The organism is Leptospira tipperaryensis (genome assembly GCF_001729245.1).
GTDB lineage: Bacteria > Spirochaetota > Leptospiria > Leptospirales > Leptospiraceae > Leptospira > Leptospira tipperaryensis.
Genome location: NZ_CP015217.1, coordinates 1770373 through 1794933, shown reverse-complemented (window position 1 = coordinate 1794933; position 24561 = coordinate 1770373). Strand labels below are relative to the sequence as shown.

The window sequence follows — 24561 nt, the reverse complement described above, 5'->3', positions numbered from 1 at the left end:
TTAGAATCCGAAGCTGAGTCCCTTGAGAAGAATGGTTCCTTCCACGACGACTCGATCGCCCTTGGCAAGGCCTTCTACAACGGTAACTCTTTCCTCGCCGGAAGTTCCCAAGATCACTTCTCTTTTGTAAAACTCGCGAGGAGATTCTTCCACAAAAACATAACTTCTGCTTTCCACGGTGATTACGGAGGTGAACGGAATGACTACCGTATCGCCCTTTCTATCTTCCGGAAAACGGACCGTCGCAAACATCCCGGGTTTCAAAACGTAACCTTCGTTGCGCACAAGGATTCTAACTTTCACCGTTCGAGTTGTGGGATCCACGTTGTCTCCCAAAGCCTCGGCGGTTCCCGTCCAAGCGGTTTCCGGAAAGCTGGAAAATTTGAGTTTTACTTTTTTTCCTTTTTTCAGGCTTTGCAGTTGCGATTCCGGAACGTCGCAGATGATCCAAGCGCTGAGTGCGCTCGCGTTTCTGAGTTCTGCTGGATTCAAACCGACCGCGCGGAGTTTCCCTTCAAATTCTGCGAGTTCGGCCGCGTCGTTTTCGGATTCCGTCTCCGCTTCGATCAGATCTTTTTCGGTCGCGACCCTATGTTTGAACATGTCCTTGATCCGTTCCAAATTTTTACGAGAACGGTTCAGGCTATTTTTAGAATGAATATAACCAACATACAGATCGTTTAGATCCGCAGATTCAAAAAGAATAATCTTTTCACCGCCGCTCATAGAGGGAGAAGAAGAAGCGATCAAACGAGCCGGAGCCTCGACTTCCACGAATTCTCCTTCTTTACCGATCTGAGCCGTTTTTATAATCTCTAATCCGGGACTGTTTTCCTTAAATTCGATCCATTCTCCCTTGTCGTGAACGATAGCTTTACTCGGAGGATGAATCGTCGGCTTTCCTCGTTTGGAAAGTCCGAGGATCGCGAGGGAAACGACGGCGATGATAGCGGCGATTCCAAGAACGAATGTTGTGCGTTTAGTAAAAGGTAATTTCATGGTCAGTCTTCCTTCTTTGGATTCGTTACGGGTATGGGTTCCGAAAGTTTCGGGATAAGAATCCCCTGCCCGACCGAGAAGTTGATCCCCTCGATCGCGTCCATACGATCCGTTTGCAGTTTTAGCATTTCAACGACGCTGGAACGATAGGTTTCAAAAAAATCGGCAAATTCCAAAATCGTAATATAACGTTTTTCATAACTAAGAATCATGTCTTTCGAAAGATCCAAATATTCCTTGGTGTAGGTATTTCTAAATTTGCGATAGAGATTGTCTTTGACTCTCGCGGTTTCAATGGAGACTGCGACTTCGTTTTCCACTTCCAAAAGAGTGTTTTTGAGTTCCTGCTTTTTGGAAAGAATCGCTTTTTCCGAAGCCTTGATGTTTCCCTGATTTCTATCAAAGATAGGAATGTTCAACTGAGCCGTGACCCCCCAATAGTTTTGAAAGGCAGTTCCACCCCGGTTGTACATCGGACCAAAAGCGAGATCGGGAATCGCGTTCGCGTGTTGCAATTCCAGGTTGGCTTCTTCGTAACGAAGGGCTTGGATCGCTTTTTTGAGATCGGGTCTTTTGTTTCTTGCGAGTTCCAAAAGTTCGTCCCGTTTTAACTTTGCGGGTTCCAAAAAGTCCAAATGGTCTTCATTGATCTGCGGAACGATTTTTACGTCCGAACTTCTCAGAGAATCGTCGTTTAACAAAACTCTTAAATCCGCTTCTCTTTCCAAAATTCGAATATTCAAATCTTCTCTTTCTTTTTTGAGAAAGAAATAAAGTGCCTTGAGACGAAGGACTTCCGCTTGTAGGATCGCTCTTCTTTTGTAACCCATTTCGGCGGAGGAAACGGTTCTACCGAGGGCTTCCAAACTCTGATCGTAAAACGTAATCGCCTGACGATAGTAATAGATCGCGTAAAAAAGTTTTCTCAATTTGGTGACGAGACCGCGTGCGAGATCGTAGAATTCTTGTTCGCTCATACGAGCGTTTAGTTCCGCGACACGAACCCGTTTTCCGATCTTACCGCCGAGTAAAAACAATTGTTGAATTTGAACAACGGTCTGTCCGGAACGAGTGAAGTCGAAGTATCTCTGAGTCGGTTCCGCAAAGATACTCTGATCGATAAAGATGTTCGGGTTTGCGTAGAGTCCCGCTTGTTCGATTCCCGCTTTGCGCGCGTCGATATTAAAACGAGAAGCGAGCAAAAGGAGGTTGTTTCTCCAGAGCTTTTCTTCTGCGGTTTTGAGATCCAAGTTGAACTCGATCGGGATTCCATTCGGCGCCTCGGCCTGAATCGGATTCTCCGACTGAGTGGAGGTGGCCGGAATCCCAAGGCTTGGTTGCTCCCCATTCGAAGGAGAAGAAGCCGTTTTGGATTCTTCCGGAAGAATGGGTTGCAGTATGAGCAGAATTAAGAGCGTGAAAATCTTTTTCATAAGTTTGCCAGTTTTATTTGTTTGCGGATCAAGAGGTACGGTTCTCCAAGATTCAATCTTCCCTAAAAAAGGGCATTCGCTTCCGATTTAGTGCGTCGCACCAAACGGAGATCTATCGTTCGGAAAATTCTTACGATAGAATTTTATAATATTCTAATTAAGCGATCGGTGGAGGAAGATTGAGGAGTAAGGAAGAAAGGAGATAGTTGTATTGAGTTTTCGGAGCGAAGAAGTTTCTCTGAAAGAATTCGACTTCCGTTTTGGAAAGTTCGAAAAAATCGGAAAAAACGAGATCTAAAAAGTCGTAGCGGCTTCTAAGACAAAGAGCGAATTCCTGAGAATCCAGATCGCACTGCAATTGAGCGGTCGTCTCTTTTTTCTCAATCCGTTTTGCAAGAGCGGAATGAACTTCCGATCCTTTGACATCTAAAAATGCGAGGTCAAACGTTCCGTCTTCTTCACAGGGTAATACAATTACCGCCGTGAGCGCGAGAATCAGAAGTCTGTTGAGCCAGTGGACCTGCATTCCAGTCCACATTTCTTAGGTAGGAGTAGCTCTACAAATGTTTTTCGGTTCTTCTGTTCGAAAATAAGGCACCGATTGCGTTTTGTGAGGTCTTAAATGGGTTTAAGGGGCTATGTGCTCCACACGAACCACGGTTCCATTGCGCATCAGAACTCTAATTTCGACGTCCGGCTTTGCTCCCGGTTTGAAACGACTGATCGGTCGAAAATAGATAAAGGCTTCGACGCTATTGGTTCTAAATTGAATCTGATCCGGATTTCCCAAAAATTCTTTTACAAAGATCCGATTTTGTCCCTGAAGTGTGTCCTTGATTTCGGAGCGAAGCCTAAGACTCTTTTCAATTTCAGGATCCAGGGTCGGTTCGCTCGCCGTTTGATTTTCAGCGACTCCGGTTTCCGGATTGATCGTCTGACCGGATCCGAGGAGTTGTTTGAGAACCAGCTTTTCACACTTCTCCTTGTCCCCGAAGGTTTCCATACAATCCGCAAAGATCTGTTTTGCAGATCCTTTTGGAGGCGGAGGAGTTACGCAGGAAACGAGAAGCGTTGTCCCCAAAAGAAAAGGAAGAATCTTCGTGAAGGAACTCACCTCTTTCTTCTCCGACTCGTTTTTCTTTCGGTTCCGCCGCCGGAACTCGTTGTTACCGAAACAGCAGATCCGTTGGAACGGGAAGAATTCGGACTTCCGCCCTGCAAGGTTGGAAAACCACCGGTCACTTCCTGACCTACTTTTTTATATTCTTTTTTCTCTTCGGGTAGTTTAGAATTTTCTGTTACTTCGACTCGGAAGAGAAAGTTGACGACTTCGTTTTTTAGATTTTCGATCGCTACGTCGAACATTCTAAAACCTTGAAGTTTGTATTCGACGAGAGGATTTCTTTCGCTATAACCTACGGTCCAGATCCCTTCTCTGAGATGATCCATGGAATAGAGGTGTTCTTTCCAGCGATGATCCAGGATATCGAGGAAAATATTTCTTTCCAAGAGTTTCCAGATGTCCTTTCCGATACTTTCCGTTCTCGCTTCGTAACGTTTTTTCGCAGCGGCGTTGATCGTATCAAAAAGTGCGAGCTGAGGATTTTTTGTTTTTTTGAAATCTTCTTCTTTGATTCTGACGTCGAGATCCAATCCTTCCAACCACTCGTTCAGTGTTTCCAGATTCCAAGCGGAAGGATTACTTCCTTCGCAGTGAGTGACGACTTGATTCTCAACGGATTCTTCTATAAACCCGAGAATGAGAGGAGCGATGTCTTCGTTTTCAAGGACGTCGTTTCTCATTTTGTAGATTACGATTCTCTGACGGTTCATGACGTCGTCGTATTCGAGAAGATGTTTTCTGATATCGAAGTTATGACCTTCGACTCGTTTCTGAGCTCTTGCGATCGCGTTACTCACCATCTTACTCTCGATCTCTTGACCTTCCGGCATGTTCGCCCATTTCATCAGTCCGGAAATACGATCCGAACCGAAGATTCTCATCAGATCGTCTTGGAGGGAAAGGTAGAATCTGCTGGAACCCGGATCTCCCTGACGACCGGAACGTCCGCGAAGCTGGTTGTCGATCCGTCTTGCTTCGTGTCTTTCGGTTCCAAGGATATGAAGACCACCCGCGTTCAAAACTTCTTCGTGATTCTTTTTCCAAATTTTTATGGACCCGAGAATTTCGGAGGCTCTTTTTTGTTTCGCGCCGGAATCCATTTTCTGAGCGATCGTTTCCGCCAGATCCAGATTTTGTTTTAAGATGGCTTCCTTGAATTGTCTTACGAGATCGTCTTCGTCTTTCCAGGTTTCCAGATTTTCTTTGTAGAGTTGAGCTCCACCGAGAACGATATCAGTTCCCCTACCCGCCATGTTGGTCGCGATGGTGACCGCGCCCGGTTTTCCCGCGTTTGCAACGATCTCAGCTTCTCTTTCGTGAAACTTTGCGTTTAAGACGTTGTGTTGAATTCCCGCGGAAGCGAGCATTCTGGAAAGAACTTCGGACTTCTCTATGGAAATCGTTCCCACGAGAACCGGTTGTTTGTTGCTCTGAAGATCGCGAATTTCTCCGAGGATGGCTTCGAACTTTTCATTTTCGGTTCTATAAACTCGATCGGGAAAGTCTTTTCTTTGAACCGTCACGTTAGGCGGAATTACGATGACGTCAAGATTGTAGATCTTTCTAAATTCTTCCGCTTCGGTGTCCGCGGTTCCGGTCATCCCCGCGAGTTTGTCATACATTCTGAAATAATTCTGAAAGGTGATCGAAGCGAGGGTCTGAGATTCTTTTGCGATCGTCACACCTTCTTTTGCTTCGAGAGACTGGTGAAGACCGTCGGAATATCTTCTTCCCGCCATCAGACGACCCGTAAATTCGTCCACGATGATGACTTCTCCGCCTTGAACTACGTAGTCCACGTCTTTCTGAAAGATCTTGTGGGCTTTGAGAGACTGATGAACGTGGTGAACCAAATCTACGTTTTCGGGAGCATAGAGGTTGTCTATCCCGAGAATTTCTTCCACGTGAGAAACCCCTCTTTCCGAAAGAAGCACGTTACGCGCCTTTTCGTCCACTTCGAAGTCTTCGCCTACGATCAATTTAGGAATGATCTTATTGATACGAACGTATTTGTCAGTGGTTTCATCGGAAGAACCGGAGATGATGAGCGGAGTTCTCGCTTCGTCTATGAGGATCGAGTCCACCTCGTCCACGATCGCATAAAAATGAGATCTCTGAACCTTATGATCCCTGTGGGAAACCATATTGTCTCTGAGATAATCAAAACCGAATTCGTTGTTGGTTCCGTATGTGATGTCCGCGGAATAAGCGATCTTTCTTTGTTCGTGATCCATATCGTGTTGAATCACACCGACGGAAATCCCGAGGAAATCATAGATCGGTTTCATCCAGTTCGCGTCCCGCTTTGCGAGATAGTCGTTAACGGTAACCACGTGAACCCCAAAACCCGCGAGTGCGTTGAGATAAACCGAAAGAGTGGAAGTTAAGGTTTTACCTTCACCGGTTTTCATCTCCGCGATGTTACCGCCGTGGAGTGCGATCCCGCCCATCATCTGAACGTCGAAGTGACGCATTCCCATCGTACGAAGGGAAGCTTCCCTCACCGTAGCAAACGCTTCCGGAAGAATGGCGTCCAGGGTTTCTCCCTTCGCGAGTCTCTCTCGAAAACGGACCGTCTGCGAAGAAAGTTCTGAGTCGCTCATCGCCTTCATCGAATCTTCCAAAGAATTGATCTGCTGGACGATCGGGATGAGTTTTTTTATATCTCTTTCGAATTTGCTTCCAAGGATTACCCGGAGAATGCTTTGAATCATATCAGTTTTCCGTATTACGTTATTGAATTGTTGCTGGTGGAATCCCGAACTTCATAGATCGAGAATCGCATTGAATATTTTACGTCCTGACGTCTCCATCTGAGACCTCAGAGACTCGGTATCGGGTCCAGGAACCCAACCGGCGGAACGAATAAAATCCGCGTGAACCCCTTGCCAAACCTGGAGCATAGGAGCCGTAACTTCCAGATGACACTGGACCCCAAAGATTCGATCTTGAACAGAAAACATCTGATTGGGATACATCTCGCTTTTTAGAAGATGTTTGCCGCCCTTCGGAATCGTAAACACGTCCTCGTGAAGATGAAAGGCGGGAAAGGAAGAAGTCCCGTTTAAAACCGGATGAGAATCCTGGACGCTCACTTCGGAAAAACCGACCTCCGGGCCCTTATCGCCTACGTTTACTTCTCCGCCTAACGCTCTGGAGATGATCTGAGAACCCAAACAGATTCCGATCACCTTTCGATTGGGCATCGATGACGCATAACGCACCAAGTTGAACCAAGGTTCAAAAAAAGAAAAAAGCGTCGGGTCCGCGACCGATTGTGGACCTCCCAACAAAACGATCAGATCAAAGATCAGATGTGCGTCCGGGATGGGTTGAATTCTCGTGTCGTAAGCGTTGTGATACGAAATTCTATAATTTCTTTCTTTCAAAGAATCCAAAAGGATTCCTGGACCTTCGCAGTCTTTAAAACGAACGATCAAACTTCTCATGAAGATCCGGCCATCCTTTTGAAAAAGAGAATTTTTTGATCGGAGATGAGTTTTGCCGGATTGGCCTCTTCGCTGATCGGTCCAATAAAATTATAATAGAGAACGAAAGGTTTTGTTTTGAAAAGAAGTGTTTCCGGAGTTCCCGTAATGATGGAATCGGATCGACTCACACGAAACGGTTTTTTCATAAGAAGAATCGGAACTTGAATTCCAAACTTACGAGCTTCTTCTTGCACCAAAGGTTTTGCCTTTGTAAGCAAGTCTTCTTCCGACATGGTTTCGGGATCGTCGAAAAAAAGAGCCGGATCAACGACCATGTAGAATTGGATCTTAGGATCCTTTTGCATTTCTTGGTAGAGATAGTTGAGAGCCGGAAGTTCCTTGATACAAGGGACACAATTCGGTCCGTAAACGTTCAGAACCAAACGGGGCGCGGTAACTTCGGAAAGTTTGATCTCCTTTCCGTCCAAAGTGATTCCCCGAAAATTTTGAACTCCCAAATTGGGTTGTTCGGAAGGCGCACATTGGAATACAAAAAGGGCAAAAATTAGAAAGAGGGTTAATCGGTTCATCAATGCTACATAATTTCCAGTAAGGGAGGGAAAGAAAAGGCGGAAATCTGGTTCCGAATTCATGGATAATACCAGAGGAAAGCGTTCCGGCTCTAAATTCAAGGAATAAACAAGAACCTCAGGTTGGGTCCAAACAATGGCACGGACCTGCCTGGATGTCCCGAAAAAAGATCCTTATGAGACATAATTTGACCGATTTTACAGTTTTTTTCTGAGGATCCCAAAAAAGAGTTCTCTCTGAAATGAGGACGATAAGGGTTTGACAACTCCTCTACCCTTGATTTCATGGTATTTTGAACGTCCTTTCGACTCTACCAGGGAATCCGAATGAACCAACTTAATCCTGAATTTGACATCGTAACTCTCATCGAACTCGCAAAACGCAACAAGTATGAAAAAGCCGTTGCCGGATTCCACACGCTGGACCGAATCGAAAGATTAGAACTCCCTAAAAAAATCAAAGCTAGAAAATTAGCAGTTCAAGCGATGTATGCACTCGCGAGCGAAGAAGTGCAGTATGGTTACTTCACAAAAGAAGAAAGAATCGTACTCGACCAAGAAGCAAACATCACAAACGCGTCCTATTCTAAATTTAACGGACTTTTTGAAGCTCCTCAAGCTCCGATCGCAGAAGAAGATACGGAAGAAGATTTTATCCCGGAAGAAGCTCCTCGCCCAATCTTGGATGGTGACGAAGACGAAGAAGGTCTCGACGCCGATGAAGATGAGGAAGAAGAAGAGGACGAGGATGATGAGGAAGACGAGGATGAAGATGATGACGAAGAAGACGAGGAAGAAAAACTCGACGACGACGACGAAGAGGAAGAAGTAGCCGAGAAAAAAGAGGACTAAGAGGTCTTTCGCTTATCTACCGTCTCATTTCCAATCCAAACGGAACCCTGAACTTAGAGGAAACCCAATCGGGTTTCCTTTTTCATTCTAGATTCAATCCCACATCCGAAGGAGAAAGACTCTCCGAACAAATTCCGATTCCGGAATCGCCAAAAGAAACGATTCTAATCTTTGGATTTGCGCTCGGTTATCACGTTGAATCCTATCTCAAAAAAAGGGAAACACCGGTTCATCTTCTCATCGTAGAACCGATCTCTTCTCTCAAACCGATCGCCGAAAAATTCTTTGATCGACTGCTACGTTCTTATTCCGAAAAAGGGCACCAAATTCGGATGATCTTCGGTTTGGATTCTTTTTTGGAACAACCCCTCACCCACTGGCTTGCAGAAGGCACAAACAAAGTCACTCCGTTCTTACATCCGGTTTATACGCGTAAGTTCCCGGATCTTACGGTTCACTTTTTGGATTCTCTCAAACAGAATTCCCAGAATCAGGCGGCAAAGGATTACTTTCAAAAAATCTGGGTCCGAAACGAAGTCAGAAACGTTTCGAGTATATTCAAGAATTTGAATTCTTCCGGAATTATCTCGGGAGCGAAGGAGAATTTTTTCAAGGACCAGACCTTACTCTTCACCGGAGCGAGCCCTTCTTTGGAAGGAGAAACCGATTGGATTCTTAAAAACAGAAATCGATTTCATCTTCTCGCTTCCGACACTTCTCTGGGTTGGCTGGTCACTTCGGGAATCGTTCCGGACATGGTTTTGAGCATCGATTCTTCTCGAGGAACGTTATTTCACTTTCGAAACATTCTTCCCCCCGACGTTCCGATCGTTACTTGGTTCGGCGGTTCCGCGCATCTTTTTGATCTTCCCAATCCTAAGTGGATCTACTTTTCCACTCATCCTTTAGATCAAACGTTACGCGCCCTCTTCTATCCCGAGGCTCCGATTCTGGAGAATCCGTCCCTCAATATGGCCGGGATCGCGGTTTCTTTCGCCAAACAACTCGCATACGGAAGAATGTTTTTGAAAGGTGTGGACTTTCAGAGAAGCGGCGGTCGAACCCATTGCCGTTCCACGGGTTACGAATCCTACGACCGGCTCCATCTTTCCCGGAAGAAAACCCTTTTTGGAATTCGTTATCAGAAATCGGACGATTGGGACCGAAGATTCTCCGTTTTAGAAATTCTGAAACGGGACGCGCCGGAACTTTTTCAAACCGAACTTGTGTCTGACCTTCCAGAGGCTGAAAAAAAGGAAGTTCGTTCCGGTTTGATCTTGGAAGATCCTAAAAAAATCCGGATGGAAAACTGGATTCAATTTTGCATCGCACATTCGGAACTAGATCTAAAGAACTATCTTTCTTCCCGGATCCAAAGAATCGTTTTTAGATAAGTCCGGATTCTTCTTTGAGTAATTCTCGCGACGATCGATATAACCTCTTGACATTTTCAGAGAAAGCGACGCAATTCTCCTTCTGAAGAGACTTTCCGGTATGGGAACGGGATTATGAATAAAGGTTATATCATTTGTGTCGATGATGAAGTATCGGTCTTGGAAACGATCCAACAGCAACTCCGAAACGAATTCGGAGAGAGCCACGAAATCGAAACCGCGAGCAGCGCGGAAGAAGGTTTGGCCCTGATGGAAGAGATCCAAGACTCCGGTTACGTGATCGAAGTGATCATCGCCGATCAGGTGATGCCGGGAATGAAAGGATCTCAGTTTTTAGAGGAAGTTCATAGAAGACTTCCGGATTCGATCAAGATCATGCTCACGGGTCAAGCCGGTTTGGATTCTGCGATTCACGCGATCAATTACGGGGGACTGAGCCGGTATGTGGAGAAACCTTGGAATATCGAAGAACTCACGGGAGACATTCGATTCCTGATCGAAAAGTTCCGTCAAAATTTAGAAAACCAACACTTAATCAATGAACTCAACAGAAAGATCCAAGAACTGGAAGATCAAAATTCCAAACTCCAAAAATAATCCGAAAAAAAAAGTTTCAAACTTTGTGAAATACATTCATTTTTTTGCATATACTCTTCTGATTTTTTTTATAAGTCAGACGGTTTTCTCAGCTCCTCAATCCAAACCCGCTAAACAACTTTCGGAAGAACAGATCCTAAAAAAGAAGGACATCCTTCTTCAGGTTCTCAAATTCGGAACCACAAAGGAAAGGGCGATGGCTCTTCGGGAGTTGGAGGACTTTCCTCCCGAACATTCCGGAGTTCTAATAGACCAGCTTGGAAAAATTTTGGAAAAAGATCCGGACTGGATGATGAAAGTCTACGCGATCCGAACGGTTTCCGATCTCAAACTTTCACAGTTCAGCGATCAAATTCTTAAACTTTTAAAAAGTGAACAACCGGACATTCAGAGAGAATCGATCTACGCGACAAAAAAACTAAAACTCGAAAAAGGCGCTCCCATTCTTTTTGAGATTCTAAAAACGCAGGATTTTACAAAAAACTCGAATCTCACAGTCGGAGTTCTGGACGCACTCGGAGAATTTCCTCCTCAAGACGAGGCTTCCACGTTTCTTCTCGCAAGACTCAACGAAAATTTCAACGATCCGGAAATCCGCGCTCAGATCGCCCTCTTCTTTGGGAAGAATAAGGATAAAAAAGCGGAAGGCGCTCTTCTTGAAATTTACAAGGACGCAAAAGAGCCGATTACCTTAAGAAGTTTTTCCGTAAGTTCATTAGGAAAAATGAAAGCTCTTTCTTCCATGCCTACGATCAAAGAAGAATTGGATAAGATCCGAAATATCAAAAGTAAGAACGAAGTAAAAGACTACCAGCCTCTGAAAATCCATTCGATCACCGCTCTTGTTTCCATGGGAGACAAGGATATATTAGAAGAATTGTATGCTTACGCAAGAGACGACGATCCGGTCGTGAGACTCAGAGCGATCAAACATCTCACCGACACAGGAGATATGTCAGTTCTTGAAATTTTAGAATATAAGGCTCAGAGAGATCCGAGTGAAAAAGTAAAAAAAGCCGCGAAGATGGCCATAGAGAAATTGAAAAAAGGAGAATCCGGAAGCGATATCGATCTGAAAGAATCCGATTCTCCAAAATACAAAGCGGGAAACAGAGAAAGACCGATTCGCTCGGGGGATCCTTCTCCGATTCCCGGAACTTCTACCGCTCCTTCCGACGGCGGAAGTTCACCTTCTTCCGGAGGCGGAGGCGCTTCCCCTGGTGGAAAAGGAGAAGCGGAAGAATTAGAGGACGGAATTTGAATTCTAAAATTCTGAAATCCAAAAAGGGGATCGTTTTGATCCTCTTTTTTGTTTGTATCTCCGGCTTTTCTGCGCAAGAAGTCCACAGAGCCGCGGCGACTTATCGGAGTTCTATTTCTTTTGACGAAAAAAGAGTAGCAGACATTAAAGAATCCTTAACTACCGAATCCTCCAATTTTCCGGAGACGATCAAATTATTCTTCCAAGAACTGAAAGGAAACTACGCGGTCTTTTACGACTGGAACGGAGAAACCGTATATTACAAATATAGAATTAATAAATTCGACAAGTCGCGGGCGAGAATGGTTCGAAAACTCGCCGAAGGCGCGGCCTATGAAGTAAGAGGAAGATGGGAAGGAATGATCGTCTATCAGGTTTCCACGATTCCACTTTTCAAAAAAGCCTCCGAAGTCACACTCGAAGACAAAAAAGGAAGATTCTCCATCCCGGTTTATGATCTGGGAGAATTTAGAGAACTCGCTCTGGATGAAATCATATACTAAAAGTCTGATTCTTTTTCTTTTTTGTTTTTTGTCTTTCTCAGAGACTCCGGCCTTAGATCCGTTGGATCCAAATCTTGCTTATTACTCTCCGTCCACTCCCTTTGTTTTGAATCTTTTGAAAATCCGTTTTCCGGAAAAAGGGGAAGTCAAAACAAACGGAAACGGAAATCACTGGAAAGTAATTCCAACTCAAGGAAGGGCTTGGATGTTAATCCTTCGAGAATGGGAAGGCCCCTTACGAGAAGAATCTTTAGAGTCGCTCCTGAAAGATTTGTTCCCGAATTCCAAAAACTTCACCATCCCCAAACTGGGCGGGATGCTCGGCATCGGAGCCGAAAGAAAAGAAATTGTTGCGGGGAATCCACTCACGGTTCGTTATTATCTCTTTCAAAAAAAAGAAAAGATCGTCTCGATCTACCTCGCTTTCGATTCTGAGAACAAAACGATCTCTGACTTTTTTCAAACTCCGAAAAACTTTCTCGAACCGATTTCTCAAGATTCTTTTTAAATCCTTACAAAAGAAATTCACTTGAAGAAGAAGTCTTCTCGGAAAAACTGGAAACACTCCGGGCCTATAGCTCAGTTGGTTAGAGCGGCAGACTCATAATCTGCGGGTCGAAGGTTCAAGGAAACTCAGCGGATGCCTCTCTACGGATCGGCATCCATCTTCTGGGCCCAATGGAGTAAAGCCTTCCTCTTTTTAAATTCAAACCTCTGAATGCAACTTCTTGTAGAAATTCACTTGAAGAACAAGACTTCCCAGAAAAACTGGAAACTCTCCGGGCCTATAGCTCAGTTGGTTAGAGCGGCAGACTCATAATCTGCGGGTCGAAGGTTCAAGTCCTTCTGGGCCCAATGGAGAAGACCTTTTCTTTCTTCAAACTCAATCTTTAAACTTAAACTAAAGTCGCCCAGATGGACTTGAAGATTTTTCGTGAGAGCCTTTGTAGCGATCCATAGAGAGCGTAACAAAGGCGACTCGAGCCACGGATGGCGAGAGCACGAAAAAGACGCCGTGATAGATTCTGACCCATAGGGAAGAATCTGCTGAGTTTCTATCCGCTTACGACGAAAAACTGCCAAACGGCAAGTCCGAATTCAGCAGGCTCCTATTTTCCGCCCGAAGGTTCAAGAGAACTCAGCGAATTCCTCCCTATGGGTCGGAATTCATCTTCTGGGCCCAATGGAGTAAAGCCTTCCTTAAAACAAAATCCAATTTCAAATTACGTTGCTCTCCCAGTTCCCATCGAGAAGTATTTATAGAATCCAGTTGTCGGAGTTCCGACAACTGAAGAGCGAAAGTTTGAGTTGAGAAAAGAATGATTTTCTGATAGAGAAAAATTTGCCGATTTTTTCACGCGAGCCCGCCTCCTCCACCCAATGAGCATCACCTTTACCCGCAAGTTGAGAAGAACTGTAACGAGAATCGTCCCACGAGGAAGGGATTTTGTTAGAGTTCCTACACGGGACTTTTTTCTTGCAAAATTAGAATTTTGTGATATAGGAAAGTTTCCGGAATTTTTCCACCACCCGCCCCTCCGCCCAAAATTTGGGTGGGGCGCGCGTTTTCACGGAGAGTTGTCGTAGTTCCGACAGTTCATCTTAAGATTCCCTCAATTTGTGGTAAAGGTTATGCAATGAGAGCGGGGTCCCTCCGCGACTTTCACAGTAAAACGTAGGACTTACGACATTCTCACTCAATAGAAAACGAGATCTCACGCAAGAAAAGAAAACCCACAGAAAACCAAAACCCTCCGAGGATGAAAAAATGAACTGACATTGCCGTTTCAAATCGAACGAATCGGCCTCGATGGAATCAAAGTAACCTTTGGAATCGATTCGATCCAAACCCTTCAGTCCTTAATTTCCCTTCTCAAAAAAATCTTTTAGCCTTCAATCGATCTTCCGAAAGGATCCTAAAATCGAATTCAAAAAGATGAATCTATTTTTTTGTCCAGTTAAAGATTTTCGCTTAACAAAATGATACGAGGCATTCCTGACAAAAGAATCGAGACCTGAAAAAAATCAGCCACCCATATTTATAAATTGCGAATCGATCTTCTTCCTGATAAAAATTCGAAATCTTGCATAGAGTGCCCGAATGATTTGATTAAAATGGAAACCCTACGCAAACCCTCACATTTCGCTTATCAAATTCACTCGAAAACTCGGACGAAAAATTCTCAAATAACACTTATTGCCTATTTATTTTCGCAAAATATTTCCTTTAAAAAGATTCAAAAACTTTAAATCCAGGTTGGCAGAGAAGTTTTTACTAACAATTCTGACACCAGTATGGCTGAACTCTTGGAAAAAAAACCTGCCGTTCGTAAGAGAAGAGGGAAAAGCGGACTTAACGTTTCTCCCGACGATATTTTTATTTTTCCGGTCCCGGATTATACCTATAAGTTTTTAGAAAAGGTCTGGTCCGCGTTTGTAAATAAGATCGTCGCCCTGACTTTCACAAACAACCAACCGATGTTCAACTATGCAGTCTTCGAAGCGATTCAAGATAAGAATCTAAAGATCGTAAGTTCTGCGACTCATTTCAAAATGAAAGAGATCGCGACCCGAATCGGACTCAAAGATATTCAAGAATTTATTAACCGCGCGCTTCCGGTTTCGATCCAAGACCAAGACAATCTCTCCGCCAACTTTATCCGAGAAGCGATCATCGCAGTAGAAACCAAAAAACGTCCCGAGGTCGTCTTTAGTAGCTTGAAAGACGAGAAGATTCACCCGAACCTCAGACACCTTCTTTCCGGAACCATGAACTACGCAGCGGGAATTCCACTTTTTGTAAAAGGAAATCCGATCGGTATGATCTGGGGAATCCGTCGAGACAGAATGACGGACGAACAAAGAGAAGAAGTCAAAGAACAACTCAGTTCCCTCTACGACGTAGTTGACTTTGTCGTCGCAAGAGAGATGGACAACAAAGCCGATCCTTATATCGCAAAGAAGAATATCGAAAAATCGGATCTTCATTCTTACGCAAAACATCTCTATTACACGAGAACTTCCGGCCAGGTTCATCCGGTAACGTCGATCATTTTCGATTGCCATACATACAACTGTTCTTATCGGCTCGACGCGAGTTATATCATTCCGTCTAGCAACGGTTTTTCGGTAAGTCTCAAACGTTTTGAACCGGAAAAGACAAACGATACGGGAAAGATTCTTCTCTTGATTCCCGGATTTTTCTGTAGAAGATCGGTGATGGATAAGGTGGCGAGAGAGATGGCTCTCAAATACGGTTACCGTGTCTTCTCGATGGACATGAGAGGTCGTTCCAGACAGACTCTTCCTTACAACGGAATCAAAGAAGGTTGGACGATCGACGACTTTATCCAAGAAGATTTTCCCGCGGTCTTAAATTGGATTCGTGAAAGCTTTCCAAAAGAGAAGATCGTCGTGATGGGACACAGTATGGGAGGAATGATTCCCCGCTACTACGCGTCGGCCTATGAAACCTTTGTCGCAAAGTATCCTCAGACCAAGGTTCCTCTCCCCGATCCGAAAGAAGCGATCTCCGGAATTATTTCAGTAACCTCTCCGAACTTCGTTTCGGTAGGAACCAACATCCCGGGAATGAACGCCATCAAAACGGGCCTCAGCCTTCTTCCCACAAAATCGATTTCCGATTTTATCTTTGACCTTACGACATTCTCCCTTCAATCCACGCTTCCGACGGTGGACCTAAATAAGTTTTTTAAATTTCTCTTGGGACTCCATTCTTCTTTGAGAACGGTTTCTTTCGAACTCAGTACGAAGGTTGTAAACCTCAGAGACTTCGTAGGTTACAGACAGATCTCCCCTCCGGAATGGTATTTTCTCATAGAGGATATTTTTTGTGAAGAATCCACAAAGGTCATTCTGCAATTCATTCGTTCTCAGTTGAGTAAGGATCACGCTTTTTTTTCTTTCGACGGTTCGATCAATTACACGGAGTTACAGAAAAATTTCGAACTCCCGATTTATTCGGTTTTAGGCACTCTGGACAAAATCGTTCCCGTGGATTCCGTGGAAGAAGAATTAAAAGCCCTTCCTTCTAAAAATAATCAAATCGTAAAATTCGATCAGGGACATTTGGGAATTCTTTTTCACATGCCGACGGTTCGGGAAATGTGTGCTGGCTTTCACGATTGGATTCAGAAACTGGATTAATTTCTGCGGGAAAGCATTTGACACCAAAGGTTTGCAAAGATAGCCTCCAAAGGGAATGGATCTCGTAGAAGCAAAAATTTCAGATATTTCCCTGACAAACGTTGGGTTCGCGGTTTTTTTAAAAACGAAGGACGATTCTGATTCCAGAGTGGTTCCGATTTTCATTGGACCTTTGGAAACGCATTCCATCACTTCCGTTTTGGACGGAACCAAACCTCCGAGACCCATGACTCACGATCTGATGACCGTTCTCCTCACGACTCTGAACGTAAGCATCGTTAAAATTTCGATCGAAGAAATCATAGACAATACTTTTTACGCAAAGATCACGCTTCGAAAAGACGAGGACGTGATCATTTTGGACGCAAGACCGAGCGACTCGATCGCCCTCGCACTTCGCGCGAACGCTCCGATCTATCTCGCAAAAAAAGTAATCGAAGAGGCAGGAATCGAAATGAAAGACGAGGAGATTCCGGGAGAATCCATCGCGAGGGAAAAGATTTCCCAACTCCCAAAGACTCAGCTCGAAATTCTTCAAGAATCCTTAAACAACGCGCTCAAAACCGAAGACTACGAGACCGCAGCGAGACTCAGAGATCAGATCAAAAAGCTGATCGAAAATTCATAATTTACTCGAAAGAATAAAAAGAGCCCGATAGAATCGGTGCAAAAGTTCGAAAAAATAAAGATCGAATTCGATTTTTGAATTCCGATTGAGAGGAGAAGCAGATTGGAAAAACTACTGATGGACATTCTTAACGCCGGAATCGCGTTGTTTCAAAACGGAGAAGGAAGAGTCAAACAATCCTTGGCCGAACTAGACAAGATCTACCAAGAACTCAGAGAAAAGGGAGAAGCGAACCAGAGCTTTAAAGCAAATCAAGTTCGCGAACTTCTCAATAAAACCGTTCAGGACGCGACCGAAATTCTTTCCAAAAGTGGAGAAGGAAGACAGGAAGCTCTTGTCAAACTTCAGGAGAATTTCATTCGTCTTTCCGCGGAAATCGAATCTTCCATTCCGGAACAATTCAAGGCCGCCGCAAGAACAACTCTGGATGAACTGAAGCAGCTCTTGAGTAGAAAACAATAACTTTCCTTTTTTTGAAAATGTTGAGACAAGGCGGATGGCTTGAAAGAGTATTGTTTTCAGGCCATTCTTCCTGAGCATGAATAAACTATCCTTCGTACTTTTTTTTACAGTCTTCATCGATATGATGGGATTCTCCGTAATCTTTCCCATCTTTCCCGAAACCCTTAAGATATTCCTCGCAAAATCCGGCGATCCGGTCTTAGATAAATTCACGGATCTTACAAGAATTCTTATGGAAGCTTCCGGAGGAGATTGGTCTTTATTTGTGGCCCTCTTCGGTGGAATCGTCGCGAGCCTTTATTCCCTTTTACAATTTGCCTTTGCACCGATCTGGGGAAGAATTTCGGATCGTATCGGAAGAAAACCGATTCTTGTTTTTACAAGTCTCGGAAGTTTTTTCGGTTATGCGGTTTGGCTTTTTTCGGGAAGTTTTTCCCTATTCGTTTTTTCCAGAGTCATCACGGGGATGATGGGTGGAAACATTTCCGTTGCCTCCGCAGCGATGGCAGATATCACGAGCGAAAAAGATCGCGCCAAAGGAATGGGATTGATCGGCGCCGGTGTGGGCTTGGGTTTTATCGCAGGTCCACCGATCGGTGGACTCTTTGCGAAAGTGGACTTGAGTTTTATTGAGCTCATGTTTCCGGAAATCACTCTGACTGCCTTTCCTGCTTCCGCTCTTGCTGCGACAGTCGTCGCCTTTCTCAATCTTTTGATGATTCTTTTCTGGTTTCGAGAAACGTTAAAAACGGATCCACAGGCGACGACGACTCATAAAAAGACTCATCCGATTCTGGGAGTTTTTACTTCCAAAAATAGAGAAGTAGTTTTGTATTCCCTTCTCTACTTTATCTTTGTTTTTGCATTTTCGGGATTTGAATTCTCGATCAATTTTTATCTGAGTCAATTTTTGAATTACTCTCCGAGCGAGATCGGTTTTACCTTTGTTTATATCGGTATGATTATCGTTCTCATCCAGGGTGGTGTTTTCCGAAAACTTTCCGGTAAAGTAAAAGAAACACGTCTCGTAAGAGCCGGTTCGCTCTCTCTCTTGTTGGGTTTTGCACTTCTCTACTTTGTTTCCAATTCTTATCAGCTTTTTATCGCTTTGACTTTTTTATCTTCGGGAAGCGCGCTCCTACACCCTTCTCTTTCCACGTTAGTCTCTTTGGTTTCGGGAAAAGAAGAACAAGGAACCAACTTGGGAATGTTTCGAAGTCTGGCTTCTTTAGGAAGAGGATTGGCTCCTTTTGCGTTTTGTCTTATCTATTTTAGCAAAGGGCCTGCGATTTCCTTTCTCACGTCCGGAATCATCTGTTTCTTTTTCTTACTTCTGATCTGGAAATTAAAACAACCCGTTCACGCCCATTCGCAGACAAACGATTAGAAGTTTTATCTAAAAATTTTGTTTTGCGTAGACATACAAATCAAAACGACTTAATACATTCAAAAACTTGAATGTAATTTTTCATGACTCGTAGATCCTGCCGTAAATTTTACTGGTAGCGGACTTTAAGTCCGTTTTCAAGCAATTTTTCCGTAAAAAAACTTTGTCGGAACAAACGAATAGAATCTGCTTAAAAAGAAAGGTCCGTAAAAGCTCGCGGCAAATCGAATGTAAGGTCGAAGATTTTTTGAAAATCGGCAAGCTCTCTAATGCAAGCCGACCGATTTCAAAGTGGATAGATTTTTCAGAAAATTCTTTAGAGAATCGTTTTCAGAGCCAAGGTCAATCGTTCAAAATGAAGACCTTCATCCAATTTACTTCCGTTTTCCAGTCTTAAAAGAAACGTATCTCGAACGGATCCCGAATCAGTAACCGCTTTGAAAGAAAGAATGTCGATTCCATACAGAAAGAGAAGCTGAGACACTTCAAAAATAATCCCGGGGCGATCCTTCATTCTAAGATCCATCACGGTGCAATCGCTTCCATGAGAATTGAACAAGAAAAGTTCAATCTGAGATCTTTCCTTGTTCTTTAGATATTCGGCCTTCTCCGGAAATTTTTCCAAGTAATTGAGAACGGAAACTCCCTGAAAAAACATCTCCTTCAAATCGGAGTGAATGACCTGAAGCATCTCGTCAGTCATCGGAAGATTCTCCACGTTTTTGATGATAAAAATATCGCTGATATATCCGTCCTGCGAAGTTTCCGCGACGGCTTCCTCGATCGTCCAACCTCTTACAAAAAGAGCGGCCGTTACTCGATAGATGATTCCGATCTCGTTATTGGAAATATTTACCTTGAGGGCATAGGATCCGTCTCTCGGAATACAAGAGATATGAATGGAAGACTCTGTAGTTGTTTGAATCATAACGGTTTCCTCAAGCACATTCTGTTTAGTTCTAAAGCATTCTCCTCATAAATCGCATTTTCATGAGGCCGATAAAAATCACAGTTTCCATTCGTAATTTAAGAATCAAAATTTGAAATTCTTTCCAAATTTGAAGAGGAATCTTCTTAAAAGCGATCGGAAAGCACGAAAGAATCCGTTTTAAAGAAGATTCCAGATTCTTTCGAAACGAGGATCTTTATATGTCCTCGTTCGAATTGAAACTGATCTGTAGAAAGGAATGCAAAAACCGTGCCGTAGAAACTAAAGCGCGAATTTCACACCCACATTTGCAGAATAAAACTTCTCGGATACAAGTCCTTCCACAAGAATCTTGAATGTGAGTAGATTGAGCTCCACACCGCCAATCAAATAGTTCACGCTGTCTTTTACCTTGGCGTCTCCATGAGTGCGAATCGAAAGATTTCCCGTGGAAGTATTCTGATATCCCTTTAAGAAATCGTAAGGCAACCCGGCGGCCGCCGCATCCAAGGTGAGTGCGAAAGGTCCGGAGACGAGAAGGTTCATACTGGAACCTCCGGAGTTCTGACTAATTCCCGCTCCCGCAAAAATTGTAAGAAGATAAAAAAGACGAACTCCCGTTCGAATGTCGATCGGAAGAGACTGAGTTTTTGCCTTATAATCCATCTGAAAGTCTGCGTCCCAACGTCCTGTAGCGGGTCCAAAGGAGACTTTCGGAATCGAAGTCGGAGAATATCCCATGGAAAGTTCTTCCGTCTTGCTATGAAATCCGAGTCCGAGGCTGAGCCCGGTAAAACCGAAAAAGTCTAAACGTGTATAACGTTCTTTAATGAGCTGAAAGCGAACCGTCGCTCCAAAAGAATTAAAATTTCCTGCGAGTTTAAAATCGTTCGAGGCGGAGGAATTGGCGGATCTCAAATCGCCTTGACCCAATTTTCCCTGAAACCCGTGAACATAAATGTTGATTCTATGTAGGAAGCTTCTCTTTTCTTCTTCCTGATCGGACGGACCGTTTGCGGTCAACCATCCCAGATTCACTCCGGCCATAAAAGAAGGGCTGATGGAAGCTCCACCGTTCGGGAGATTCGGAAGATTGATCCCCGCATACTGAATCTGAATATCGTCGTTCTTAGTGCCCGCGCCCGAAATTCCAGCGCCCACCTGAAATCGATTGATCGTTCCCGGACCCATCATCGAAGAATTGATATTGGTAAGAAGTGCGGAATCGGCCATCGATTTGACGACTTCGTTTAAGTATTTGGTTCGAACCTCGTTTTCCAGTCCGTTGAACTGAGAAGTAATGCTGCTCGGAATGACAGAACAAGCTTGTCCCGTACAGGTTACTTGCGAGAAGAGAGAACCCGCCGGAACCAGTCCGGCAATGGAAAGAATTAATGTAGGAAGAATTCTTCCTAAAACTGATTTGCGGCAGGTATTCATTTTTATCCCGTTTTATTCGACGGGAACTTTTGGAAATTAATTTCAGAGTCCTAGGCTTCTTCCTATGATCTCCTTCATGATTTCCGTCGTTCCCGCGTAAATTGTCTGGATTCTCGCGTCCAGATACGCTCTGGCGATCGGATATTCCATCATATAACCATAACCGCCAAAGAACTGCAAACATTCATCCGTATGACGTTTTTGCATCTCAGTCGAATACCACTTTACCATCGAGGCTTGTGCAGTATCCGATCTTCCGGCCATGGTCTCCATAGTGACCTTATCGGCGAAAGTCCGGCACATCTCGAGCTCAGTCGCCATCTCAGCCATCTTAAACTTGATATGCTGAAAGGATCCGATTTTTTTACCGAATGCCTGTCTTTCCTTGATGTACTGAAGCGTAATTCTTTGAACGAGCGCAGTCGCTTCCACGGCGGCGAGTCCGAGGACCAAACGCTCCGTAGCTAACTTCTGCATCAAATATCGAAAACCTTGTCCTTGTTTACCGATCAAGTTTTCCTTTGGAACGATTACGTCGTTGTAATAGAGTTCCGAAGTATCCTGAGCTTTTAAACCAATTTTTTCGAGTCTTCTTCCTCTTTCAAAGCCCTTCATTCCCTCTTCCACCATGAGGAGGGACATCGCGCCACTGTCATGTTTAACAGCCGTAATCACTAAATTTGCCAACTGTCCGTTGGAAATAAATGTTTTTTGTCCGTTTACGACGTAATGATCGCTCTTTTCAATGGCTGTGGTTCGAATACTTTTGAGGTCGGACCCGGCTCCCGGTTCCGTCATCGCGATCGCAAGAATACTATCTCCGCTCGCACAACCTGGCAACCAACGCGCTTTTTGTTCATCGTTTGCGTAAGTCGAAATATAAGGAGCAATCACGTCGTTGTGTAAGGAAATAAAGAATCCGCTATTCCCTACTTTCGCGGATTCTTCTATTATGATTACATTGTATAGAAAATCGGCGTCGGATCCGCCGTATTCAACGGGAATATTGGGGCAAAGCAATCCGCTCGCACCGGCTTTTTTCCAAACTTCTTTCGGAACGATTCCGACTTTTTCCCAGGATTCGTGATGCGGAGCGACTTCCGTCTCAAAAAACTTTCTCGCCATTCCACGGAACGCTTCGTGTTCTTCCGTGAATTGTAGGACTCTTTCCATTCTAATCTCCCTAACGTCTACGAATAGACTGTGTTCATTCTCATGTAAACGCCGGGATTCTTCTTTACGTAATCGATCAGGTCATTCTGCTGAATGGAGTATAATTCCGTATCTACTTCAGCTTGAAACGTATAATTCGATACAAAATTCTTGGAGATATTGTAGATCTCTCCAACGAAATCCCCGTCCGTAAGTTCGGCTAGTAAATTACCGTTCTGATAGACGTTTACTTTTCCATTTCGAATGATATACGCATCACCGTAAAATTCTTTTTCTTTCACAAGTATTGAACCTGCGTTCACTTTATGCAAGGTCATGATCAATTCCAGCTGCGTAATCTGGTGGCTCGTCAGTCCTCTAAAGTGTCTGGATTCGGCAAGCGCCTTCCAAGAATTAGAATCTCGAATTTCGTTGAGACGCGTTAGGTTATTCTTTAAGTCCGAATTTCTGATGAATTGTAAAAACTTATTTTTTTCGATCGTTAGAGCGAGAACGTCGGTTTCGGCGTAAACGTCCGCGGCTCTGGGAAGATCCAACACAAGAGAAGCTTCTCCAAAGTATTCGTAAGTTCCGTATCTTTTTACGGGAACCCCTTCGGATCCATCCTGATTGAGCCCTTCGAACTTTACGTTTCCGGATGCGATGATATAAAACTTATCCCCCGGAGTTCCTTTTCGAATGATATGATCTCCGCGTTTGTATCTTTCTTCGTTGACGATGAGTAAAAATTCTTTTGCCTTTTCGATCGGGAATCCGTGAAAGATATCGATCTGAGTCATCACGTCCAAAAGGTTGTAGGCTTCGATATGTTTTGGAGGCGTGATCTCCGGATAGAGTGTATTCTCGATTCCGAAACGAGCGAGTTTGAGTTTGGTTCCGGTCGGCATATCCTTTCTTGCGATATGATAGACCGTAATCTTTTCCTGAATTTCTTCCGGAAGAGAAGCGAGATAACTCACTCGAGTGTGCAACGGAGGAATGCCCGCTTCGTGATAGATGATTCTACGATCCCAAGGAAATTCCTTAAAAAACTTCCATCTGGATTCGGGAAGAATTCCTTGGGCATACATCTTATCGTGAATTTCAGGTTCGTTTAGGTGATCGGAGGTATACATAAAGGATTGATCTTGAAAGAAAAATTCAAAACCAACCGAAGGGATCGAATGAAGTGCATAATGAAAATTGAATTCTCCACCGTTGATCATCGTCGCTTTTCCGATGATGATCGGTTGGAAGTGAAAGAGTTCCTGTAATTCCTTTTTTGGAATTTTCGTAAGTGCGGAATACTTCCGCAAAAAACTGTCCATCACGGTTTCCGTCGCGTGAATGGTGATTTTATTTTCTTCTAGGATCTTTTGAAAGGTGCCGGCGTCATGATCCGCGTGACAATGAGTTAAGATGACGTGGTTGATTAGTTTTGGGTTTACGTTCGATTGACGCAACCACTCCGTAGAATTCACCGGAGGATCCACCATGATTCCTTGGTGATTCAACCAGATGATAAAACCGGAAGTGTTGTCTTCGGGATCAAATCCGTGAGAAGGTCCGAGACAAGTGATTCCTATGATCGGAGCTTGGAACGGTTCGGTCGGTCTTTCTCCGATATCGTATTTAATATTGAATCCGACTTCTCCGGGAACTTCGATCTTTCTGTCACCGTCTTCGATGAGAAAGTCTCCGGATTCTAATTTGATGATTGCGACTTCTCCGATTTTAACCGTATTCTCCGAATCGAATACTTTAAAATCGACTACGTCTTCGAGTCCTTTGTAGCCTCGGAAATAAGCCATCTCCGCTTTCATATCGGGAAAACCGAAAGATTCTTCTCCGTTTAAGAATTCACTCTTTAAGTTGATGTTCTCCGGACCCATCAAAGATTCTTTGAGTACGGTGATGAGCTGTTTTCTTTGTTCTTCGGTACAGACGATGAATGTTTTTTTTTGTCTTAGAAAGAAATTATAATAAATCGGGAATTCGAGTTCAGCCGTACTGATTCCCTTTTCTACGTGAAAGAATTTGTTTGGAAGAATGAAGACCAATGGGGATTTTTTTTCAAACCCCATTGTATCTTTGATCGTTTCAGGCGGAGAGCCAATTTGAAGGTATCCCTCGGTGGTATCGATGAGATACCCTCCTCTAGGCAGTTCCGTGTAACCTTTGTATGTTTCTTTCAGCATAAGTTGTGAGAGGAAA

The 24561-nt window shown here is 44.0% G+C and carries 19 protein-coding genes, 2 tRNA genes and 2 pseudogenes; 12 read left to right on the top strand and 11 right to left on the bottom strand.

Translation table 11 applies throughout. The features are described from left to right. The 7 genes from A0128_RS08485 to A0128_RS08455 all read right to left on the bottom strand — a co-directional run bounded on the left by A0128_RS08485 (position 1) and on the right by A0128_RS08455 (position 7639). On the bottom strand, positions 1-999 hold the full coding sequence (locus A0128_RS08485) for an efflux RND transporter periplasmic adaptor subunit (protein ID WP_069607108.1): 999 nt from the start codon (positions 997-999) through the stop codon (positions 1-3). A gap of 2 nt (positions 1000-1001) precedes the next feature. Continuing rightward, complete coding sequence (locus A0128_RS08480) at positions 1002-2432, bottom strand: TolC family protein (RefSeq protein ID WP_069607107.1); 1431 nt, start codon at positions 2430-2432, stop codon at positions 1002-1004. Between the two features lie 157 nt (positions 2433-2589). Further along, positions 2590-2958: a hypothetical protein gene (locus A0128_RS08475; RefSeq protein WP_069607106.1), complete on the bottom strand. Its 369-nt coding sequence runs from the start codon at positions 2956-2958 to the stop codon at positions 2590-2592. Between the two features lie 102 nt (positions 2959-3060). Further along, a complete protein-coding gene (locus tag A0128_RS08470; RefSeq protein WP_156781910.1) occupies positions 3061-3513 on the bottom strand; it encodes a hypothetical protein in 453 nt (150 codons plus the stop codon). A 29-nt stretch (positions 3514-3542) separates the two neighbouring features. Continuing rightward, on the bottom strand, positions 3543-6269 hold the full coding sequence (secA, locus tag A0128_RS08465; protein ID WP_069607105.1) for a preprotein translocase subunit SecA: 2727 nt from the start codon (positions 6267-6269) through the stop codon (positions 3543-3545). A gap of 51 nt (positions 6270-6320) precedes the next feature. After that, positions 6321-7004, bottom strand: a complete 684-nt coding sequence (locus A0128_RS08460; protein WP_069607104.1) for a type 1 glutamine amidotransferase — start codon at positions 7002-7004, stop codon at positions 6321-6323. Continuing rightward, positions 7001-7639, bottom strand: coding sequence for a TlpA family protein disulfide reductase (locus A0128_RS08455; protein ID WP_069607103.1), 639 nt, complete (start codon positions 7637-7639; stop codon positions 7001-7003). The genes A0128_RS08460 and A0128_RS08455 overlap by 4 nt, the downstream gene beginning before the upstream one ends. Positions 7640-7835: 196 nt before the next feature. On the opposite strand from A0128_RS08455, the pseudogene A0128_RS22205 reads away from it, so the two are divergent. The 12 genes and pseudogenes from A0128_RS22205 to A0128_RS08400 all read left to right on the top strand — a co-directional run bounded on the left by A0128_RS22205 (position 7836) and on the right by A0128_RS08400 (position 18827). Continuing rightward, positions 7836-8428 (top strand): annotated as a pseudogene (locus tag A0128_RS22205) (DNA primase). Positions 8429-8442: 14 nt separating this feature from the next. Further along, positions 8443-9822 (top strand): 6-hydroxymethylpterin diphosphokinase MptE-like protein, encoded by a 1380-nt coding sequence (locus A0128_RS08445; protein WP_083244093.1) that lies wholly within the window; start codon positions 8443-8445, stop codon positions 9820-9822. 114 nt (positions 9823-9936) lie between these two features. After that, positions 9937-10419: a response regulator gene (locus tag A0128_RS08440; protein ID WP_069607100.1), complete on the top strand. Its 483-nt coding sequence runs from the start codon at positions 9937-9939 to the stop codon at positions 10417-10419. Beyond that, the gene (locus A0128_RS08435) at positions 10361-11680 is read left to right on the top strand and encodes a HEAT repeat domain-containing protein (protein ID WP_069607099.1); all 1320 of its coding nucleotides are present in this window, start codon (positions 10361-10363) and stop codon (positions 11678-11680) included. Before A0128_RS08440 ends, A0128_RS08435 begins: the two co-directional genes overlap by 59 nt. Positions 11681-11751: 71 nt before the next feature. Further along, a pseudogene (locus A0128_RS08430) lies at positions 11752-12183 on the top strand (LIC_11959 family protein); the annotation flags it as partial. Beyond that, the gene (locus A0128_RS08425) at positions 12167-12691 is read left to right on the top strand and encodes a hypothetical protein (RefSeq protein WP_427854336.1); all 525 of its coding nucleotides are present in this window, start codon (positions 12167-12169) and stop codon (positions 12689-12691) included. The pseudogene A0128_RS08430 and the gene A0128_RS08425, both read left to right, overlap by 17 nt. A gap of 60 nt (positions 12692-12751) precedes the next feature. Continuing rightward, positions 12752-12861: transfer RNA gene (locus A0128_RS22075), tRNA-Met, on the top strand. A 103-nt stretch (positions 12862-12964) separates the two neighbouring features. Then, positions 12965-13038: transfer RNA gene (locus A0128_RS08420), tRNA-Ile, on the top strand. Positions 13039-14478: 1440 nt separating this feature from the next. After that, complete coding sequence (locus A0128_RS08415) at positions 14479-16350, top strand: alpha/beta hydrolase (RefSeq protein ID WP_069607097.1); 1872 nt, start codon at positions 14479-14481, stop codon at positions 16348-16350. Positions 16351-16405: 55 nt separating this feature from the next. Continuing rightward, positions 16406-16978, top strand: coding sequence for a bifunctional nuclease family protein (locus A0128_RS08410; RefSeq protein WP_069607096.1), 573 nt, complete (start codon positions 16406-16408; stop codon positions 16976-16978). Between the two features lie 102 nt (positions 16979-17080). Then, positions 17081-17440 (top strand): phasin-related domain-containing protein, encoded by a 360-nt coding sequence (locus tag A0128_RS08405; RefSeq protein WP_427854335.1) that lies wholly within the window; start codon positions 17081-17083, stop codon positions 17438-17440. Between the two features lie 76 nt (positions 17441-17516). After that, the gene (locus tag A0128_RS08400; protein WP_069607094.1) at positions 17517-18827 is read left to right on the top strand and encodes an MFS transporter; all 1311 of its coding nucleotides are present in this window, start codon (positions 17517-17519) and stop codon (positions 18825-18827) included. A 316-nt stretch (positions 18828-19143) separates the two neighbouring features. Here A0128_RS08400 and A0128_RS08395 read toward each other — a convergent pair whose 3' ends face one another. From A0128_RS08395 to A0128_RS08380, 4 genes are all read right to left on the bottom strand, one after another. Continuing rightward, positions 19144-19755 (bottom strand): hypothetical protein, encoded by a 612-nt coding sequence (locus A0128_RS08395; RefSeq protein ID WP_069607093.1) that lies wholly within the window; start codon positions 19753-19755, stop codon positions 19144-19146. Between the two features lie 282 nt (positions 19756-20037). Beyond that, complete coding sequence (locus A0128_RS08390) at positions 20038-21195, bottom strand: Lsa36 family surface (lipo)protein (RefSeq protein WP_069607092.1); 1158 nt, start codon at positions 21193-21195, stop codon at positions 20038-20040. 42 nt (positions 21196-21237) lie between these two features. Then, positions 21238-22368: an acyl-CoA dehydrogenase family protein gene (locus A0128_RS08385; RefSeq protein ID WP_069607091.1), complete on the bottom strand. Its 1131-nt coding sequence runs from the start codon at positions 22366-22368 to the stop codon at positions 21238-21240. A gap of 17 nt (positions 22369-22385) precedes the next feature. Then, positions 22386-24545 carry a cAMP/cGMP-dependent 3',5'-cyclic-AMP/GMP phosphodiesterase gene (locus A0128_RS08380; RefSeq protein ID WP_069607090.1) on the bottom strand — a complete coding sequence of 720 codons (2160 nt, stop codon included), beginning with the start codon at positions 24543-24545 and terminating at the stop codon, positions 22386-22388. Between the last annotated feature and the right edge of the window lie 16 nt (positions 24546-24561).

Excerpts from the sequence above, each read along its gene's own strand:
- A0128_RS08410 (WP_069607096.1), top strand. The coding sequence starts at position 16,406 with ATGGATCTCGTAGAAGCAAAAATTTCAGATATTTCCCTGACAAACGTT.
- A0128_RS08400 (WP_069607094.1), top strand. The coding sequence starts at position 17,517 with ATGAATAAACTATCCTTCGTACTTTTTTTTACAGTCTTCATCGATATG.
- A0128_RS08440 (WP_069607100.1), top strand. The coding sequence starts at position 9,937 with ATGAATAAAGGTTATATCATTTGTGTCGATGATGAAGTATCGGTCTTG.
- A0128_RS08380 (WP_069607090.1), bottom strand. The coding sequence starts at position 24,545 with ATGCTGAAAGAAACATACAAAGGTTACACGGAACTGCCTAGAGGAGGG.
- A0128_RS08435 (WP_069607099.1), top strand. The coding sequence starts at position 10,361 with ATGAACTCAACAGAAAGATCCAAGAACTGGAAGATCAAAATTCCAAAC.
- A0128_RS08455 (WP_069607103.1), bottom strand. The coding sequence starts at position 7,639 with ATGAATTCGGAACCAGATTTCCGCCTTTTCTTTCCCTCCCTTACTGGA.
- A0128_RS08480 (WP_069607107.1), bottom strand. The coding sequence starts at position 2,432 with ATGAAAAAGATTTTCACGCTCTTAATTCTGCTCATACTGCAACCCATT.
- A0128_RS08415 (WP_069607097.1), top strand. The coding sequence starts at position 14,479 with ATGGCTGAACTCTTGGAAAAAAAACCTGCCGTTCGTAAGAGAAGAGGG.
- A0128_RS08485 (WP_069607108.1), bottom strand. The coding sequence starts at position 999 with ATGAAATTACCTTTTACTAAACGCACAACATTCGTTCTTGGAATCGCC.
- A0128_RS08475 (WP_069607106.1), bottom strand. The coding sequence starts at position 2,958 with ATGCAGGTCCACTGGCTCAACAGACTTCTGATTCTCGCGCTCACGGCG.
- A0128_RS08395 (WP_069607093.1), bottom strand. The coding sequence starts at position 19,755 with ATGATTCAAACAACTACAGAGTCTTCCATTCATATCTCTTGTATTCCG.
- A0128_RS08385 (WP_069607091.1), bottom strand. The coding sequence starts at position 22,368 with ATGGAAAGAGTCCTACAATTCACGGAAGAACACGAAGCGTTCCGTGGA.
- secA (WP_069607105.1), bottom strand. The coding sequence starts at position 6,269 with ATGATTCAAAGCATTCTCCGGGTAATCCTTGGAAGCAAATTCGAAAGA.
- A0128_RS08390 (WP_069607092.1), bottom strand. The coding sequence starts at position 21,195 with ATGAATACCTGCCGCAAATCAGTTTTAGGAAGAATTCTTCCTACATTA.
- A0128_RS08460 (WP_069607104.1), bottom strand. The coding sequence starts at position 7,004 with ATGAGAAGTTTGATCGTTCGTTTTAAAGACTGCGAAGGTCCAGGAATC.
- A0128_RS08425 (WP_427854336.1), top strand. The coding sequence starts at position 12,167 with ATGAAATCATATACTAAAAGTCTGATTCTTTTTCTTTTTTGTTTTTTG.